General features: G+C 52.7%; 18 protein-coding genes. 10 read left to right on the top strand and 8 right to left on the bottom strand.

Features of this window, described 5'->3' with window-relative positions; all coding sequences use genetic code 11:
- Nucleotides 1-6: 6 nt before the first annotated feature.
- Nucleotides 7-564: an adenylyl-sulfate kinase gene (gene cysC, locus L5470_RS02830; RefSeq protein ID WP_099799456.1), complete on the top strand. Its 558-nt coding sequence runs from the start codon at nt 7-9 to the stop codon at nt 562-564.
- A gap of 81 nt (nt 565-645) precedes the next feature.
- Here cysC and L5470_RS02835 read toward each other — a convergent pair whose 3' ends face one another.
- Nucleotides 646-1,863, bottom strand: coding sequence for an ABC transporter permease (locus tag L5470_RS02835; RefSeq protein WP_499498032.1), 1,218 nt, complete (start codon nt 1,861-1,863; stop codon nt 646-648).
- A gap of 719 nt (nt 1,864-2,582) precedes the next feature.
- On the opposite strand from L5470_RS02835, the gene L5470_RS02840 reads away from it, so the two are divergent.
- The 4 genes from L5470_RS02840 to L5470_RS02855 all read left to right on the top strand — a co-directional run bounded on the left by L5470_RS02840 (nt 2,583) and on the right by L5470_RS02855 (nt 4,461).
- Complete coding sequence (locus L5470_RS02840) at nt 2,583-2,828, top strand: DUF7219 family protein (protein WP_499498034.1); 246 nt, start codon at nt 2,583-2,585, stop codon at nt 2,826-2,828.
- Between the two features lie 31 nt (nt 2,829-2,859).
- The gene (locus tag L5470_RS02845) at nt 2,860-3,390 is read left to right on the top strand and encodes a magnesium transporter MgtE N-terminal domain-containing protein (protein ID WP_499498036.1); all 531 of its coding nucleotides are present in this window, start codon (nt 2,860-2,862) and stop codon (nt 3,388-3,390) included.
- A 3-nt stretch (nt 3,391-3,393) separates the two neighbouring features.
- Nucleotides 3,394-4,095, top strand: coding sequence for an MgtC/SapB family protein (locus L5470_RS02850; protein ID WP_499498038.1), 702 nt, complete (start codon nt 3,394-3,396; stop codon nt 4,093-4,095).
- Between the two features lie 120 nt (nt 4,096-4,215).
- Nucleotides 4,216-4,461 (top strand): hypothetical protein, encoded by a 246-nt coding sequence (locus L5470_RS02855; protein ID WP_499498040.1) that lies wholly within the window; start codon nt 4,216-4,218, stop codon nt 4,459-4,461.
- A 424-nt stretch (nt 4,462-4,885) separates the two neighbouring features.
- On the opposite strand, the gene L5470_RS02860 is transcribed toward L5470_RS02855, so the two are convergent.
- Genes L5470_RS02860 through L5470_RS02875 form a run of 4 tightly spaced genes read right to left on the bottom strand, consistent with a single transcriptional unit; the run spans nt 4,886 to nt 8,346 of the window.
- Nucleotides 4,886-6,172, bottom strand: coding sequence for an MFS transporter (locus L5470_RS02860; RefSeq protein WP_099799492.1), 1,287 nt, complete (start codon nt 6,170-6,172; stop codon nt 4,886-4,888).
- Nucleotides 6,169-6,969 carry a DNA repair protein RecO gene (gene recO, locus L5470_RS02865; RefSeq protein WP_499498043.1) on the bottom strand — a complete coding sequence of 267 codons (801 nt, stop codon included), beginning with the start codon at nt 6,967-6,969 and terminating at the stop codon, nt 6,169-6,171. Before recO ends, L5470_RS02860 begins: the two co-directional genes overlap by 4 nt.
- Nucleotides 6,970-7,023: 54 nt before the next feature.
- Nucleotides 7,024-7,173 (bottom strand): hypothetical protein, encoded by a 150-nt coding sequence (locus tag L5470_RS02870; RefSeq protein WP_499498045.1) that lies wholly within the window; start codon nt 7,171-7,173, stop codon nt 7,024-7,026.
- Nucleotides 7,174-7,188: 15 nt separating this feature from the next.
- Nucleotides 7,189-8,346, bottom strand: a complete 1,158-nt coding sequence (locus L5470_RS02875; protein ID WP_499498046.1) for an RNA-guided endonuclease InsQ/TnpB family protein — start codon at nt 8,344-8,346, stop codon at nt 7,189-7,191.
- 110 nt (nt 8,347-8,456) lie between these two features.
- On the opposite strand from L5470_RS02875, the gene L5470_RS02880 reads away from it, so the two are divergent.
- Complete coding sequence (locus tag L5470_RS02880) at nt 8,457-9,332, top strand: sensor histidine kinase (RefSeq protein ID WP_499498048.1); 876 nt, start codon at nt 8,457-8,459, stop codon at nt 9,330-9,332.
- Here L5470_RS02880 and L5470_RS02885 read toward each other — a convergent pair.
- Nucleotides 9,262-10,386, bottom strand: coding sequence for a glycosyltransferase (locus tag L5470_RS02885; protein ID WP_499498049.1), 1,125 nt, complete (start codon nt 10,384-10,386; stop codon nt 9,262-9,264). The genes L5470_RS02880 and L5470_RS02885 overlap by 71 nt on opposite strands.
- A gap of 123 nt (nt 10,387-10,509) precedes the next feature.
- Between L5470_RS02885 and L5470_RS02890 the strand changes: the two genes are divergently transcribed.
- On the top strand, nt 10,510-10,761 hold the full coding sequence (locus L5470_RS02890; RefSeq protein WP_227517417.1) for a ferredoxin-thioredoxin reductase variable chain: 252 nt from the start codon (nt 10,510-10,512) through the stop codon (nt 10,759-10,761).
- 12 nt (nt 10,762-10,773) lie between these two features.
- Nucleotides 10,774-11,454 carry a response regulator transcription factor gene (locus L5470_RS02895; RefSeq protein ID WP_448533335.1) on the top strand — a complete coding sequence of 227 codons (681 nt, stop codon included), beginning with the start codon at nt 10,774-10,776 and terminating at the stop codon, nt 11,452-11,454.
- Between the two features lie 10 nt (nt 11,455-11,464).
- On the opposite strand, the gene L5470_RS02900 is transcribed toward L5470_RS02895, so the two are convergent.
- Both L5470_RS02900 and L5470_RS02905 read right to left on the bottom strand, forming a co-directional pair.
- On the bottom strand, nt 11,465-13,066 hold the full coding sequence (locus tag L5470_RS02900) for a dipeptide ABC transporter ATP-binding protein (RefSeq protein WP_499498050.1): 1,602 nt from the start codon (nt 13,064-13,066) through the stop codon (nt 11,465-11,467).
- A gap of 12 nt (nt 13,067-13,078) precedes the next feature.
- Nucleotides 13,079-13,897: a photosystem II manganese-stabilizing polypeptide gene (locus tag L5470_RS02905; RefSeq protein WP_099799592.1), complete on the bottom strand. Its 819-nt coding sequence runs from the start codon at nt 13,895-13,897 to the stop codon at nt 13,079-13,081.
- 283 nt (nt 13,898-14,180) lie between these two features.
- Between L5470_RS02905 and L5470_RS02910 the strand changes: the two genes are divergently transcribed.
- Nucleotides 14,181-14,708 carry a hypothetical protein gene (locus L5470_RS02910; protein ID WP_099799591.1) on the top strand — a complete coding sequence of 176 codons (528 nt, stop codon included), beginning with the start codon at nt 14,181-14,183 and terminating at the stop codon, nt 14,706-14,708.
- A gap of 103 nt (nt 14,709-14,811) precedes the next feature.
- Nucleotides 14,812-16,359 carry a serine/threonine protein kinase gene (locus tag L5470_RS02915; RefSeq protein WP_099799590.1) on the top strand — a complete coding sequence of 516 codons (1,548 nt, stop codon included), beginning with the start codon at nt 14,812-14,814 and terminating at the stop codon, nt 16,357-16,359.
- The last annotated feature ends 231 nt before the right edge of the window (nt 16,360-16,590 follow it).

A 16,590-nucleotide genomic window follows, 5' to 3' on the forward strand; every position in this document is an offset into this window, starting at 1 on the left:
TAACCTATGACACAACGCCAAGGTTTAACGGTGTGGTTCACCGGTCTCTCTGGGGCGGGTAAGACAACCCTTGCCCACTACGTTTTCAAACATCTTTGCGAAGCAGGCTATCCTGTCGAGATGTTGGATGGCGATATTATCCGTCAACACTTAACCAAGGGGCTGGGATTTTCTAAAGAGGACCGAGATGAAAATATTCGCCGGATTGGCTTTGTGGCTGAACTGCTCACCCGGCATGGGGTGATTGTCATTGTCTCGGCCATTTCCCCTTACCGCGAGGTGCGGGAGGAGGTGCGGGCTAAAATTGGTCGCTTTGTGGAAGTGTTTGTCAACGCCCCCCTGATGGTGTGTGAACAGCGGGATGTGAAAGGGCTATACAAACGGGCGCGGGCTGGGGAAATTCGCAACTTTACGGGAATTGATGATCCCTACGAACCCCCCCTCCATCCAGATGTTGAATGCTGCACCCATCTGGAAAGTATTGACGAGAGTGTGGCTAAAATTCTCAAGTTCGTGATGACAATGCTGACCTCAGAGCCGCAAGGTACTACCGCAGTAGGTTAGGCAGTGCGATGATCTCAAATACTATGCCAAGACACTAGCTACGCTGAACCATCGGCTCCTTTGCGGCTTCTAATAGAGAGCCTAGGCACTTCGTAAGGCCACAATGGGGTCAAGCTGGGCGGCGCGTTGGGCGGGAACGACCCCAAAAAATAGACCGATACTGCCGGAGACGCCAACGGCTAAGACAACAGCGACGGGGGCAACACCTGCCTCTAGGGGTGTGAGGGCAGCCACCAAGAGCACACCACCCACCCCTAGCCCGGTTCCCAGTAAGCCCCCTAGAGCCGAGAGGATAATGGCCTCAATCATAAACTGTGCCAGAATATCCCGCTGTGTGGCACCAATGGCTTTACGGAGGCCAATTTCTTGGGTGCGTTCTGTCACTGAAACCAGCATGATGTTCATAATGCCAATCCCGCCCACCAGCAGAGAAATGCCGGCGATCGCCGCCAGCATCAGGGTGAGGGCATTGCTAATGTTCCCAATGATTTGCAGGGCTTCTTTTTGGGTTTGGATGGTAAAGTCATCCTCATCCACAATTTGGTGCCGCAGGCGCAGCAGGTTAGTAATCTGGAACTTTGCGGCATCAATACTTTGCTCATCCCGCGCCGATACAGAAATAAAGGTTAAGGAAATACCATAGGGCGATCGCTGGCCAACAATCCGTGAGGCCATCGTCGTAATAGGAATGTAGGCGGCTTCATCTTGGTTATTCCCAAGAAAGGCTCCCTTTTCTGCCATTACCCCGATGACTTCAAAGGACAGATTTTTAATGCGAACCTGTTGTCCAATAGGGTTTTCGTTAATAAATAGCTTTTTGGCTAGGTCGGATCCCAAAATCACCACCCGCCGATGCCGCTCCAAATCTTGGTCGGAAATAAACCGTCCCCGCTCAACAGTAAAGTTGCGTACCGAGGGAAAGGTGGGGGTGGTGCCCACAATCAGGGCGTTCGTATTGCGCCCACGATAGGTGATGCGCTGTTGCACTTGAATTTGGGGAGCGACTTCAGCCACGGTGGGAATTTGCGTGGCGATCGCCTTGGCATCCTCTAGCACAAGGGTTTGCGGCACTTCAAAGGTACGGTTACGGGCTTGGGGGGTTCCCGGCACAATAAATAGCGTATTTGGGCCGAGGGACTCAAACTGTCCTGCTGCATACCGCTGTGCTCCTTGCCCCACCCCCACCATCGCAATGACCGCAGCATTGCCAATCATAATGCCCAGCATGGTTAGACCACTGCGCAGGCGGTTGGCCTTGAGGGKGGCGATCGCCATGCGAATACTTTCACCAATATCCATGTTGCCTTTGACTCACGGGTTCCGGTTACTGCACTCAATGTAGCGCAAATAACATTGACAACGTTGGCAACAGTATTTATACTATGCCATGGCATTAAGGGGGTTAACGCCAACTACTGCCATTTTAGACCTTAGGAGAAACCACGTATGGATTCTAGTAGTAACCAAAGTGTTGCTTCTCAAGAACCCATTCCTGCTAACGAAGACCCCTGCCATAGGTGGAGCGGTGTTCACGGGGCGATCGCTCAGATGAGTCTGGCTTGCAACCTCGATCGTTGGGATTAGGAGTGCCGCGCTACGATTCATCTGCGCCCGTTCCAGAGCAGGTTCGCTGCAATAAGGAGATGAATCATGCGCACTATCCTCTGCGATAAGTACGTTCCCTTGGGTTATCGTATTTTGGCTGGTCAATCTCAGGCCATTCCATAGCTTTTTGAGTATTTCCGTAGGCTGTGCTCACAGGATTCTGCGGGCAACAGATGACACAACCAAGCTCTCCATAGCTGCTCTGGGCAGACTCAGGGCAATGGGGGTGGTCTTCTATTGTGCTTTTGGAGTTTAACACCTCTCAACAAAGGCAGGGCTATGCTTTAGCGCTGCCTAGCCTGTAGCTGCTAATGCTGAGCATTTTTCGTGGGCATTGCCATCATCCGCAACCTTATTGGAGTTTCAGTGTTTCCAGTCTTCGCCTTACCTTAATGTCTCCATGGAGGTAAATCATGTCTGATGAGCTAAAGAAAAGGTTTCTGTGCCCCTACATTCCCTACCGTGGTCAGATCACCCTTGACACGCTGACCTTTGATGCCAACCTACAGGAATTTGCCCAGCGCTCAGGCCTCATTGCTGCGCTGCATTCTGCCGGAAAACTCTCCTCTGAGGAGGCCTTTGCATCCATTTCTAGTCTCTGGTGGGAATTAGCAGATGCGTATTTACCGCTGGCGCACTCCCGCCCCAGCGACGCTTAGACAGTATCAACAACGGATAAGGAGCACGCCCATGATTATGAACCCCCTTGAGGATTTGCTGACCTACCCCCAAGGCTTAGGTGCAGCCAAGCGGACAGCAAATCAACTGAGTACTTCTGACCTAGTGCGCGCCCTGCGGCAAATTGACCCAGCTAAGCGAGTACTGGCGTTTCGGCTCCTCGAAAAAGACAAAGCCATTGCCGTGTTTGAAGCCCTGACTCCCGATGAGCAGGCCACCCTCACTGAAGGTATGACCGATCCGGAAATCATTAGCGTTTTAGAGGCTCTTGAAGCGGATCAACGGGTTCGTCTTTTTGAAGAGTTGCCAGCAAAGGTGACCAAACGCCTACTCAGCCAACTCAGCCCCGAATCACGGCAGGCGGTAAACCTACTCCTTGGCTACCCTGAGGGCACCGTTGGCCGCCGGATGAACTTGCGTTATTTGGCTTTACGAGACACTATCACAGTGGGGGAGGCGATCGCCACCATCCGCAATAGCAGTGTTGAGGCTGAAGAGCTAGGCATTATTTTTGTCAGCCTATTTCTTGGCATATCGGCTTGATCCATGACAACTACTGATTTTATCGTGCGTCTTGTCGTGGCGTTCTGCCTAGGGGCAGCTCTAGGTCTAGAGCGGCAATGGCGACAACGCATGGCAGGGTTGCGCACCAATACCCTTGTAGCGACGGGGGCGGCTCTCTTTGTGATGCTCTCGGCACTCACGCCCGGAGATGCCAGCCCCACTCGGGTGGCAGCGCAAGTTGTTTCGGGGATTGGTTTTTTGGGCGGTGGTGTCATCCTACGGGAAGGACTGTCTGTGCGGGGGCTAAACACAGCGGCAACGCTGTGGTGCGCAGCGGCAGTGGGATCACTGAGTGGAGCTGGTTTGCTCTATCAGGCAACGTTAGGGGCGATCGCCGTCTTGGCCGCTAACTTAGTATTGCGTCCCCTAGGCTATCGGATTAACCAACAACCCCTCAAGGGCACAGAGTTAGAACTGTGCTATCGCTGCGATGTGATCTGCCATAGCCAGAGCGAAGCCTTGATCCGTGCGTTATTTTTGCAATCCATCGGTAATACTAAACTCACGCTGCGATCGCTGTTTAGCGAAGATTTGGAAGATAAACCAGACTATGTTCAGGTACAGGCCGAGCTCACCACTCAAGAGCGGAACGACGAACGACTAGAGCAAATCGTCAGTCGCCTGAGCCTTGAGCCAGGGGTTGTATCCGTTCGCTGGCGGATTATTGAGGCAGAGTATGGATGAACTACCCCATCCGGTAGCTGGCAAATCTTGCCGTGAGCGATGCGCCTCTAAGCTGCATCGTCTTTAGAGTAGATTGGTCTAGATTATGATTAGCAGTTGACCCCGTTAGGAAGCAAAACTGTGACATTCGGCCAATGGATTGGCTTACTGGTCTTGGGGGTATGCCTATACATCCTCTGGGAGATCCGCCAAGTACTATTGTTGGTTTTTTTGGCGGTGGTACTAGCAACTGCCCTCAACTGGTTCCAACTGCATTTGCAACGCTTAGGGTTCCGCAGAGGTCGGGCGATCGCCATCAGTATTAGCCTCAGTTTTTTCCTCATTGCTGGCTTCTTTCTAATTATAGGAGTGATGTGGGCGGGCTAAAACCCCTCCGCTTTAGCGAGGGGATACAGCCAACTCAGGGGGCTTTAGCCCTCTCTATGTGTTAAACTAGAGACGTGGAAAGTAGGCGTATCAACTACGCGAAGAAACATCCTAGTACGGAGAAATCCCGGCAAGTAAGTCACTACTGCTTTGGCGGCAAGCCTAAACCACTGCAAGCAATGGCAGGATGTTGAGCGTATCGAATTGGCTAGTGTTGAAAAGCGCGAAACCACGAACCGAAACATAAACGTAGTCCCAATAGCAGAAATGCTTGAGGTGAGTAGGGGGTCTTTGACTGCCCCCACCCGCATTAAGTTGTGGGTGACAGCTCAAGGGAAAAGCGAAGCAACGCGGCTTCAGCCCGTTGCGCAGCATCCGTTGGGAATCCCCTCTCTTTCAAGGAGGGGAGAAGTCAAAGGTTCGCCTAGGAGGCTTCCCTCGTCGGGTGAATGGTGGCAATCAACGAACCACCGATGGCGATCGCCACCGCTAGCGCCACAAGCACAGGAACTAGCCCCCACCAAGTTTCGGCAATCCCCGCGAGGGCAAGGGGCAGGCTGAGGGCAATATTGACAAGGTTATTTTGTAACCCAAAGATGGTGCCCCGCTGCTCCGGCGGTGTCATGACCTGAACAGTGGTTTGCATAGGAATAGCGACCAACGCCGCAAAGAAACCAAACCCCACAATAAAGGTTCCGCTTAGCCATAATGACTGTAGGGAAAAGGCAAGCCCCAACAGCATTCCCCCCATCCCCCAGCACCCGAGCAAACTCCACAGACGATAGGAGAGCCACCTTGTCCCGATATTCAGCAGTAATGCGCCCAGCCCTAACCCCACTGCGGCCGCAGCGAGCAAAAAGCCAAATTGATCGGTGTCAAGGGCAGGCATGACCTCTGCCAAACGAACAACAAGTACCGACATTGCTGCAACAACTGAAAACAGTAGGATCAACTGCATCAGCGCGAAGCGCAGCGCCGTATATTGCCCCAACAGGTGTAGCCCTTGGCGCAGCTCTTGCCAAACTTGGCGGTAGCGACTGGGGGGCAGGTGGCAGTGATCCGGAGGGCGCAACAGAAACAAAAAGGCAGCAGCACTGCCATAGCAAAGACTGACAAAGATTGCACCGCCCCATTGCGGCTGCCAGTGACTAGCCAAGGTCAGGAGCGGTTCGCCCGCTGCAAATCCCAGCACCAAAGCCGCCATCATCGTGAGGGTATAAAGAGAGTTCGCAGAAATTAAGTGAGACTTATCGACCAATAGGGGAATGGCTGCCTGTTCCGCAGGCGCAAAGAATTGGGTCAAGCTGGAGATGGCAAAGGTGAGCAGCAGCAGTACCATAAAACCGCTAAGGCGACCCGTTGCCATGAGCGTTGTGGAGGGGACAGCCAAGACTAGAAGAGCGCGGTAGAGATTTGTAACAATGAGCACTTGTTTTTTGGACCAGCGATCCACAAATACCCCTGCCACCGAACCGAGCAAAATGGCCGGAATGGTAAAGGCCACCATAATGGCAGATACCCAGCCACTAATACTCTGGTCGGGAGGTTGAAAGAACTGAGTGGTGAGGGCAATCACAAGCACAAGGTAAATTTTGTCCGCCAGCTGAGAGCAGACTTGGGCAAGCCACAGGGCAATGAAATTGCGATTTTGCCAGAGGGGGGGTACTGGCGCTGGAGGTGAAATCACGCGAATGTCGGGCTCAACGGTCATGGCTGTGGCACCATCAGGGGTGAAAAACAGGTATCAAGGAGGGGGGACACCCGCAGAACTTTATCAAAATGAAACTGCATATACTGCCGCAACACCCGCTCTAAGGACAGCCAAACACTTAGAGGATAGACCTGAGACGCCTCTAGAAAATTCTTGAGGTCGCACTCTTGGGTGGCTGGGGTTGCAAGCCACTGCCCCAGACGCACTTCGCTGGCGGTAAGCTGGCGATCGCCCCGACCGGTTGTTAGCAGCCCCCCCGCCGCAAAGCTAAAGCCCAGTCGCCAATCAGTGTCTGCCGCAGGCACATGAATAGCTCCGCCGCCGTCGCCACACTGGTGCCATTGGGGGGCAATACCGCTAAGGTCAAGAAGACGGCAGAGACTTCGCAACAACACAGCAAGAGCTGCCCGACTGGATAGCTGCTGCAATTGCTCTAGGGTGGTGCACAGTAAATCAAAGAGTTCCGGCTGCGGCTGAGGATGATCCGCTTGGTACAGCACCACTTCCCCAAGGTACTGAGCCGCTGTAATCCTCGCCAGTTGAGTGGTCAGCCCATGATAGGTCATCACGGTTTCCGCTTGCAGGATGCGATCTAAGCTGCGACCATTGGCAATAAATAACTGATTGACCACAAACAGATCAACCCGTCCCCCTAACCTAGAGCGGGATCCACGGCAGTGGGGAGCTACCAATTTCAAAAGGCCGCGATCGCGCGTAAGGACACTCAAGAGGCGATCGTTTTCCCCCAAGGGCATGGCTTTAAGATTGATTCCAACAGTGGTGTAGGTGCGGCTCATGGCCAGAAAAACAACAGGATCATTGTCTTCCTTTAGCCTATCGCGGCACGTTGCCTATACAGCGATCAACTTATCCCGATCAAGCCCCTCAAGAATGCTTAAGGGTTCAATACGCGAAAACTCTTGGCTGCTTTTGTGGGCAAAGTGCAGCACCCACGGTAAGCGGGCATGGCCATAGCCACTGGCTGGATGCAACTGTGCCAAGTAAACTTCCCCGCCCTAGAAGGGCGAGGCTTTCTGTAGCCCTCCGGCTATCTCGCAAGCCAGCCAGGAGCCTCCAGGCAGCGTTACGGACTGCCCCAAAAGCGCAATATTGATTGCTCCATTTAGGTCTGCATCACCAATCCATCCGCAATGCCCACACTTGAACTTTTTTTCAGTCCTCAGCCCAATATGCAAGCAACAATGGCAGGTTTGACTGGTATAGGCAGGTGGTACAGCAACCACCTCAACTCCTTCCTTGATACCCTTGTATTCCAAGAATTGTCGCAACTGATAGAACGCCCAACTGTTAGACCGTCTCCGCTCGGTCGTGTTTCTCGGTTGCTGGTTGATTCTATCTCGAATGCCTGTCAAATCCTCGATAGCAACAATGGCATGGAGTTGTTTTGCTTCACGAATGATCGATGCACTGATGGAATGATTGAGCCATCGCTGAAAACGTCTCTCCCTCCCCGACAGCCGTTGCAGGACTTGTCGGCATCTACGCCGACTCGACCGTGTGCCCTTCGAGGCTTTTTGCTGGAGCGATGCTCTCACTTTGGCGAAATGATCTCGGACTTGATTCAACTGCTTAGCATCCCAACCTTTATCGGTACTAGTTTTAGCGATTTCACGCCGACCGAAATCAACGCCAATCCCCTTGTCCGACCGAATGGGTTCAGGAGCTTCGTCGCTCAGTTGAATGTGGATGTAGTATCTTCCATCTCTGTGCTTGCACAGTTGAGCCGAAGTGGGTTTACACCCCTTCAGCTGGCCGCGCTGGTAGTGTCCTATTTCCAGTTTGATGTGTTCTCTACATCCCAGCAGGGTCAGGCTGACTGTCCAATCCTTCTCCCGAAAAGAGAAGATTCGGGCATCGTAGTCTGCCGAAGTTGGACGAAACGCTTTGACAGGTTTGCCCTTCACTTTGGCTGTTTTTCGATTCGCCCCAACCCTGGCGCAAACCCTGACTGCCTGATTAGCACTCAACCCAAACTGTTCTCGCAGGTCGTTATAGACCAACGACTGAATCGTTGTTTTGCTGGTTGTTTTGGGTTTGACTCGCTCATTGGCATAGTTGCAAGCAGCAGCAAACGCCTGAAGCACTGCCTCAATCTTGGCATTTTGTTCGGGTGTGGTTGCAAGTTTGCAAACTAGTGTGAGAGTTTGTTTCATCCTCTTATATTCCCACATGTAACTATGAAAAACAAGCGTACTAAACCTGGCAATTTCGGGGGTATTGAACCCCTCTCAATTGCCGCTCCTGTCCCTCCCCGACCTGAAGGGTGCGGGGCTTCTCGGAGGTTTTCTGTGAAATTCAGTTTCTGGGCTTGGAGATTGATAACCTTGAGGTGTTACAGCCTAGTTTGCAGCTTTTACAGCAGGTTCTCGATGCTCTCAGCGATCGCCCAACTATTTTGGCCTACCTTAAGAAAATCAGTGCCTTGCGGCAGACGATAACCGACAATTTAGAGGCAGCGCTGCAGCAGTATTCCCACCTTGCAGACACACCCGACGTTAAAGAGGCGATCGCTAACATCCATTCTGTATTTGACATTGTTGAAATTCGCGTACAGCAACTCCTCTCTCGCGAAGCGAACCCCGATGAATGGGTTAGAATGCCTATCCATGAATTACAGAAACAATTTGAGCAGGTTTTCCAAGCGATTGAAAAAAATAGTAAGGGGCGCTATCGTATCCTCCACAATATTGCCGCCCAAAAAGCTTCAGACTACTACCTGGTGTTTGATATTGCCTCTCCCGATGGTAAGGTCATATTGATGCCACACATTTTTGAAGACGTGATGCGGGATCTCATTGCTAATGCCCGCAAATATACCGATCCCGGGGGGAAAATCATTGCTGGTTTAGCAGAGTGTGCTGATCACCTTAAATTTGTGGTTGAGGATACTGGCTGTGGCATTCCCAGCGATGAATTGGCTAAAGTCGTGGGCTTTGGCCAGCGCGGCTCAAACGTACAGCAGCGGCGAACCATGGGAGGTGGGTTTGGTCTTACCAAAGCTTTTCTTGTTACCAAGCGCTTAGGGGGGCGCATGTGGATCCGGTCTGCGGTGGGAGCAGGCACACGCATTACCCTGAAGGTGCCGTTGCCGATAGAAGGTGCTGCAAGTGCTGTTGCGCTGGTTGATAGTGCGGATTAAACTCAAGGGTTTTCTGAAAGTACGTAATAGCACGCTCCTGTTCTTGGAGGGTCATATAGGTAAACCCTAGGCTATAGGCAGGCTGAGTCGTCATCCACTGGCGATCAAAGGGTTCGCTGCGATCGTAGGTACCACGGCTGAAAAGGTCTAAGCAGCGATGAAAGTAGGGCAGTGCCCCTCGTGGTAGCCCCAGTTCAAAGACAATCAGACCTGCTGCATAAAGTAGTGGCGGGTAGGCATTGAAGTACCTGAGGCCATAACTGGCATAGTACTGTGCAGTGTCGTAGTCCTTCGCCTCGAAGGCTGCGTAGGTTGCCCAAAACAGTAGGTGACGGAGCCAAGTGGTCTCTTGGGGAAGCCGCTGCTGCTCAATATCCTCGGCGATCGCGTCAAGGGCTTGATGGTACCAATCGCGCGACTGCTCGGTTTGGCCACAGGCGGCATAGTGATCCCCTAGGCACACCAAGTTCATCAGCCGCCGATCGCCCCGCTGTACCATCTGCTCCAGAATCGGGATATTGCGATCGCGGATTTTTTTGAGAAATTGTTCCTGCGTTTGCTGGTTATGGTGCAACAGATGTATCCCTTTGAGTGCCCCAACCTTGCCTTGAGCAGTGTTCAATTGTTCATGTAACGCCCCCACAAACCTCAGCCCTAGCTGACGACGGGCAAAGCGAACGTTGGCAAAGTCACTCCAGTTGTGGTGCGTGCCTGCTTCTTGCCGCAACACGCTAAAGCAATCAATCCCTTGATCAAGGAGCTGCGATCGCCAGTGGGAATCCGTAACAATGAGTTCTTCATCGGCATCGATATAAAAAATCCACTCTCCTGTTGCCCACTGTAAAGAATAGTTGCGAGCTGCCGCAAAATCCTGTTGCCACTCAACGGCATAAACATGGGGAGTAAACTCGCCGGCGATCGCCACCGTGTCATCCTCAGACCCTGTATCCACAAGGATGATTTCGTCCACCCACGGCTGCACCGAGGTTAAGCAGCGCCGTAACTGGTGGGCTTCATTTTTAACAATCATGCACAGAGACAGGAGGGGAGCCATTGAACCTTAGGCTGCAATGACGGGATTATTTCCAATTGTGGCAGAGCGATCGCCCATGCCAATCCGTATGCGACCATAAAAATAAAACCCCTGCCAGTCGAGGAGCAACACTGAATGAGTGTCATGGAACAACCAACCTTAAGTGTGGGGTTGCGGGTGCGTGTTAAGCCTTCAACCATCATGTACCACCATCCTGACCACCGGAATCAACCCTTTGACATTCAAGGGCTGGAAGGAGAAATCATCGCCATCCTCAGCGATTGGCAAGGTCGCCCCATTAGTCCCAACTATCCCTGTCAAGTTCGCTTTAGCCCTAAATTTATCGCACACCTGCACCCCGATGAACTCGAAGTCATCTCTGATCCACCCCGATAGAGGAGCTGACCTGTGGCCGCAACCTTACTGTTAGTTGATGATGAGCCTGGGCTGCGAGAGGCGGTCACCGCCTATCTTGAAGACAGCGGCTTTGAAGTGACGGCGGTTCCCAGTGGCCAAGCGGCGCTGGACTATTTGCAACACCATGTGCCAGATCTCATCATTACCGATATCATGATGCCGCAAATGGATGGCTATGCCTTTCTTGAGCAGGTGCGGCAACAACCTCATCTCAATCATATTCCCATTGTCTTTTTGACTGCCCGCGGCATGAAGCGCGATCGCATTCAGGGGTACGATGCTGGCTGCGATGCCTACCTCTCTAAGCCCTTTGACCCCGATGAGTTGGTGGCCATTATCAATAACCTCTTACGACGGCAAGCCGCCGCCCGGGATGACGCAGAACCCAACCTTGCCAGCCTTGCCCAACAAATTGCTGAACTGCGCGCCATGCTTGTGCAAGACGGGGGACGACCGAAACCGCCACCGTCCATTCAACTGGATTTAACCCCCCGTGAAGCCAGCGTGTTGCAACTGGTGGTGCAGGGGCTGATGAACAAAGAAATTGCCAGCCAACTCAATACCAGCGTGCGCAACATTGAAAAGTACGTCAGCCGTCTCTTTGTCAAAACGGGCACCAGTAGCCGTACCGAGCTAGTGCGCTTTGCCCTTGAAAACCATTTAGCGCACTGAGACGGGCAGGTTAGAGGCTTGGTGCTGCCGCCAAAAGCTTTTGGGTGTAGGGATGCTGCGGTTGGGCAAAGAGGGTTGCCGTGGGAGCCACTTCAACGATTTTACCAGCGTGCATCACCGCGATGCGATCGCAAAACCCCCGTGCCACCGCTAAATCGTGGGTAATAAACAAATAGGTAAGCTGGAGGCGTTCTTTCAACTGCTGCATGAGCACTAAAATCTGACGTTGAATATGGGCATCTAGCATACTCACGGGTTCATCACAGACCACAAACTGTGGCTGAGTAATCAGGGCGCGGGCGATCGCCACCCGCTGCCGCTGTCCCCCGGACAACGCATAGGGATAGCGCTGGTAATACTCCCTACTGGGGGTGAGTTCCACTTGGTTGAGCATCTCGAGCACTCGCTGCTGCGCTCTCCCACGGTCAAGCAGGCGATGAATGAGCAGTGGTTCCAACAGGTTTTCCCCCACTGTCATTTTCGGGTTTAGGCAGGCATGGGGGTCTTGAAACACCATTTGAAAGCTGCGCCGCGCGGCTCGCAGATCTTGAGGGGACAGTTTGCCAAGGCTCTGCCCCAAAAAGACCACCTCCCCCGCCGTAGGGGGAATTAACTGCAAAATCAAACGGGATAGGGTACTTTTGCCACAGCCCGACTCCCCGACCAAGCCGAGGGTTTCGCCCCGCCGTAGGCACAAATCGACCCCATCCACTGCCGGAATGATGGTTTTGGGTTGCAGCCAGCCACCCAAGCGGTAGTGTCGTTGTAGCCCTTGTACCTCCACTAGCACCGGTGCAGCCTCAGGGAGAGCAGACGTGGTTAAGGGGTGGGGGTGAGCCGCGGCAAGAAGGGATTGAGTATAGGGGTGCTGGGGCTGGGTCAATACGGTTGTGGCAGTATTGATCTCAACAATTTTACCGGCGTGCATCACCGCCAAGCGATCGCAATAGCGCGCCATCAAGGCCAAATCGTGGGAAATCAGCAACAACCCTTTTTGCTGCTCTTGACAGAGGCGGGTCAGTTCATCGAGAATTTCAGCCGCCACCGTTACATCCAGGGCAGTTGTTGGCTCATCGGCAATGATGAGCTGCGGGTCTAACAGCAGCGCTAGGGCGATCGCCACCCGCTGCCGCATCCCACCGCTAAACTCATGGGGATACTGATACAGGCGACTCGCAGGAATTTTCACCATTTCTAGCGTCTGCACAATCCGCTGCTGCCGCGATCGCCGAGTTAACTGCGGCCAATGGCTGCGCAACAGTTCATCGCAATGCTCATACACACTCATCAAAGGGTTCAAGCGAGTCATCGGGTCTTGAAAGACCAACCCGATCTGCTCTCCTCGCAACTGCTGTAGGGCTTTACGGCTCAACTGGGTGAGCGATCGCCCCCGCAGCACAATCGTTCCCTCAACGATTGACCCCTTGGGCAACAATTGCAAAATTGCCTTACCCAGCGTGGACTTACCGCAGCCTGACGCTCCTACCAAGCCCAGCCGCTCTCCCGCTGCGAGCGCAAAAGAAACATCATCCACCACAAACCCTGTAGCAGATGATGATCCAGTAGGGGGATAGGCGACCCGCAAATGGTGCAGTTCCAGTAGAGTCGCCATTAACCGTCGATCCTAAGCAGGCTCAATGCGAGCGTAAAAGACCCCTTGAATTTTTACTTCATGCGCTTCGTGGGCACCCATATCATCGTCAGAGAGTTGCTCACTCTCAAATGTACCGGCAATTTCGCCAGTGCGCCCATCAACTTTAGCAACATTCAAGGAAATGTTACCCTTCGTCAGCGAAAAGCGCTTGACATTTGCCCGAGCCAACTGCTCATCGCTGGACTGGGGAATTGCGACTGCCGAATCATAGCCCGCTGCCAGCCCCCGCCCCTTGGGATCAAGGAAATTAGAGGTGCGGTAGGAGGGCACGTTAAATTGGCCACTAAAATCCGTGGAGGTAGTGATACTGGTGATATTGGGCTGCGTCGTTGCCACGAGGTTTTTCACAGTAAACAATAATGGAATCCGCTCACCACCAGGCATTTGCACCGTAATCGGCTGAAAGTCAATCCCATCCTCTTCCACAAAGGTGAGGCTACCATCGCTGTTGACCTTGAGTTCCCCTTGAATCTGATCTAGGCTCGTGGTTTCGCGGGTAACCAACTTCGTTGGCACAAACTCAGCTTCTTGCCGTTTATTCTTTGGCTCTTCTTTCACTAGGAACGTGGTAGGTTGTAAGCACAGTTGCACCACCCGATAGGATTTTGAACTATCAATGGGATAGGAACCCCGCGCAGAATCATCCAGTGTCGGGCAAGTATTGGCCAGACCCGTACCAACAATATCATCGTAGGTTAAAGTCTGTTTTGCGGCCATAGCTGGCGTACTCCAGGAAACTATTCCTAGGCATACCGCCAATAGAGTCGCCATTAAAATGCGATATTTCATGGTTAACCTCAGAAGTCAAAGCATCTCAAAGCAGTCAGAGTTGGGAGATACCCCCGGTTAAGAGTCCAGTGAAGGCAGTGTTACGACTCCCTTTCAATCCATGATTATACGGAGGTTTGCGATCGCCTCAGAAAAGAAATTTCTTGGCGGGTTTTAATTTKCCAGCAATAAAATACCAAATACCATCCGTTGGCAGAGGTGGGCGTCTGCGCCTCCCTGCAAAGTGGGTACACTGGTTACTAAGCGGGAATTGCGGCAAACTGCGGTGGAGAAGGGGTAACCTATGGATGATGCAGAACTCTTTGCGGCTTTCATTGCCGATGCCCTCAAGGGAATTCCAAGTCTGCTCTCTAATGCCAACTATCGGGTGGAGTCTGCCTTTGGCACACTGCAACTGGTGGATAATAAGGCGGGGGTTATTGCCACCGCCAAGCGTCAAGCGGGCGATCGCCAAGATCTTCAACTCATTGTGAAGCGATACTCCGAGGCATGGGAACCCTTGCGTCAAGCCTTGATTGCCGCCTCGTTTTTTCCAGACCTAGCAGACAACAACGCCCAATTGGTTGCCTTTAGGGCGGTTGATATTCCTGCCGGATGGCAACTCTACGATTGCACCGCTAGCGATATGTGGCGAAGTTGGCGCCGTCAAGCAGTGGATCAGGTGCTAGTTTACACGGCGGGGGCGTGGCGCTCTGTTGGTGCAATCTCCTGTAGTGGCGGCGTTGTCTTTATCCCGATCCCCGAACTCAACAGCGAACTCCAGATCACCGGTTCTACCCTGATGTCGTGGTTAGCCGTGCCAGTGACTTAGTCCCTTAATCTAGGGTAGGGGCAGCCACCGTTGGCGATCGCCTCGCCAAATCAAGTACAACCAAAATAGGGCAACCCAGACGGCACCACCACTGAGGCACACTATGTCAGACCAGTACCGCGACGACAACATTGGCCAAACCCTCATGAATCGGTATCGCCTTACCGAACTCATTGGCAAAGGTTCCATGGGACGCGTTTATCGCGCTGAAGACGTGCTGTTAGGCGGTGTGCCTGTTGCCGTCAAATTTTTGGCACAAACCCTACTGAACGACCGCATGAAAACCCGATTTGCCCAAGAAGCGCGAGCGGGTGCTCTCTTGGGGCAAAAAACCATGCACGTCGTTCGCGTTCTCGACTACGGCATGAATAACGAAGAGGTTCCCTTCTATGTGATGGAATTTTTAGAAGGAGATAACCTGAGTGATCTCTTACTGGAGGAACCACTGCCGCTGGCTCGCTTTCTGCGTATTGCGCGGCACATTTGCCTTGGGCTACAGGTGGCTCACGAAGGAGTCATCATCGAAGGCCAAAAATGCCCTATCATCCACCGTGACATCAAGCCCAGTAATGTGCTTGTCATCAACGATGGCACCATGGGTGAACTGGCCAAGGTGCTGGACTTTGGCATTGCCAAGTTTTTAGGCGATATTTCAGAGCAGGGGCAAACCTCCTCCTTTATGGGCACCCTTGCTTACTGCTCTCCTGAGCAAATTGAAGGCCGGGAATTAGATCACCGCTCCGACATCTATAGCCTAGGCATTACCATGTACGAGCTACTGACCGGCAAAATGCCGATCCAAGCCGAAACCCACTCCATCGGCAGTTGGTTCAAAGCCCACCATTTCCAAAAACCCGTACCTTTTCATGTGGCCAGCCCCGGACTCTACGTACCGCCAGCCCTCGAAGAGTTGATCATGTCCTGCATGGCCAAATCTCCGGGAGAGCGCCCCCAAACCACAGCGGAAATTATCCAAACGGTGAGTAGCATTGAGGAACAGCTTGGGATTAGCCGCATCACCCAGCCCGGAAGTGAGCCAGTTGCGGCTAAAACCTCTCAACCTAGTGCTCCCCCAGAGTTACCTATTGCCCTTGCTACGGTAGAAGAGGCGTGCTGGCAAAGTACGTGGCCCAGTGACAAACCCGTTGCTGAAATTGTCTTTCCCGCCCCTCTGTATGCCCAGCGGGAATCAGCGGCGAGCCTTTGGGTGATGCTCCCGCGGGCAGAAATTGATCGGCGGATGCTTAATATTCGCTATAACCAATTTCTGTTTACAACTAGCCCGCATCCGATGATCCTCTGGATTACCGCTATCTACGATCCAAAGCAAGGCCCCCGTTGGCTCCCCTGCTATCTCGATATGAAGCTGCCCCGCAACCAAGAGCTATGCCTACTGCTCTCGGAAACGGGGTACTATCCGCTGCTGTTCTTCTCCCTTGAAGATCCCTTGCACTGCATCAATGTGCGGAACTTTACCATTGCCACCTTTCAACGACAACTGCTGCGCGATTGGGTGGAAACCAGTAAAAACCTACCCTCGTCAGCCTCAGCGGTCATTAGCCGCAACCTGCTCAAGGCAGAGTTTGAGAACTACAAGCCGCAAATTCTCACCAAGCTAGAAACTGTGAAAACTGCTGCCATGATTGACTAAGCCTAAGGGCGATCGCCTCTTGGCTAGCAATAGAGAAAAATATATTAAGAGATATTGCACAATCGGTAAAGAATTGTTACATTGGGATTACAGGGTTCGATCAGGAGTCAAAACCGCGGCAGAACGTGCGGTAAAATTACTTATCGATTGTGACGGTTTATGCAGCCATTAGGGGTAGGTTTTGCATCTGGCATAGCTCTAGCACGGGGTGCGTATCCTCGTAGGACAGTT

The organism is Synechococcus sp. PCC 6717 (assembly GCF_022698185.1).
Lineage (GTDB): Bacteria > Cyanobacteriota > Cyanobacteriia > Thermosynechococcales > Thermosynechococcaceae > Thermosynechococcus > Thermosynechococcus lividus.

Coding starts and splice junctions, on each gene's coding strand:
- L5470_RS02900 (WP_499498050.1), bottom strand. CDS start 13,066: ATGGCGACTCTACTGGAACTGCACCATTTGCGGGTCGCCTATCCCCCT.
- L5470_RS02905 (WP_099799592.1), bottom strand. CDS start 13,897: ATGAAATATCGCATTTTAATGGCGACTCTATTGGCGGTATGCCTAGGA.
- L5470_RS02875 (WP_499498046.1), bottom strand. CDS start 8,346: ATGAAACAAACTCTCACACTAGTTTGCAAACTTGCAACCACACCCGAA.
- L5470_RS02885 (WP_499498049.1), bottom strand. CDS start 10,386: ATGGCTCCCCTCCTGTCTCTGTGCATGATTGTTAAAAATGAAGCCCAC.
- L5470_RS02840 (WP_499498034.1), top strand. CDS start 2,583: ATGTCTGATGAGCTAAAGAAAAGGTTTCTGTGCCCCTACATTCCCTAC.
- L5470_RS02890 (WP_227517417.1), top strand. CDS start 10,510: ATGGAACAACCAACCTTAAGTGTGGGGTTGCGGGTGCGTGTTAAGCCT.
- L5470_RS02910 (WP_099799591.1), top strand. CDS start 14,181: ATGGATGATGCAGAACTCTTTGCGGCTTTCATTGCCGATGCCCTCAAG.
- L5470_RS02850 (WP_499498038.1), top strand. CDS start 3,394: ATGACAACTACTGATTTTATCGTGCGTCTTGTCGTGGCGTTCTGCCTA.
- L5470_RS02845 (WP_499498036.1), top strand. CDS start 2,860: ATGATTATGAACCCCCTTGAGGATTTGCTGACCTACCCCCAAGGCTTA.
- cysC (WP_099799456.1), top strand. CDS start 7: ATGACACAACGCCAAGGTTTAACGGTGTGGTTCACCGGTCTCTCTGGG.
- L5470_RS02915 (WP_099799590.1), top strand. CDS start 14,812: ATGTCAGACCAGTACCGCGACGACAACATTGGCCAAACCCTCATGAAT.
- recO (WP_499498043.1), bottom strand. CDS start 6,969: ATGAGCCGCACCTACACCACTGTTGGAATCAATCTTAAAGCCATGCCC.
- L5470_RS02860 (WP_099799492.1), bottom strand. CDS start 6,172: ATGACCGTTGAGCCCGACATTCGCGTGATTTCACCTCCAGCGCCAGTA.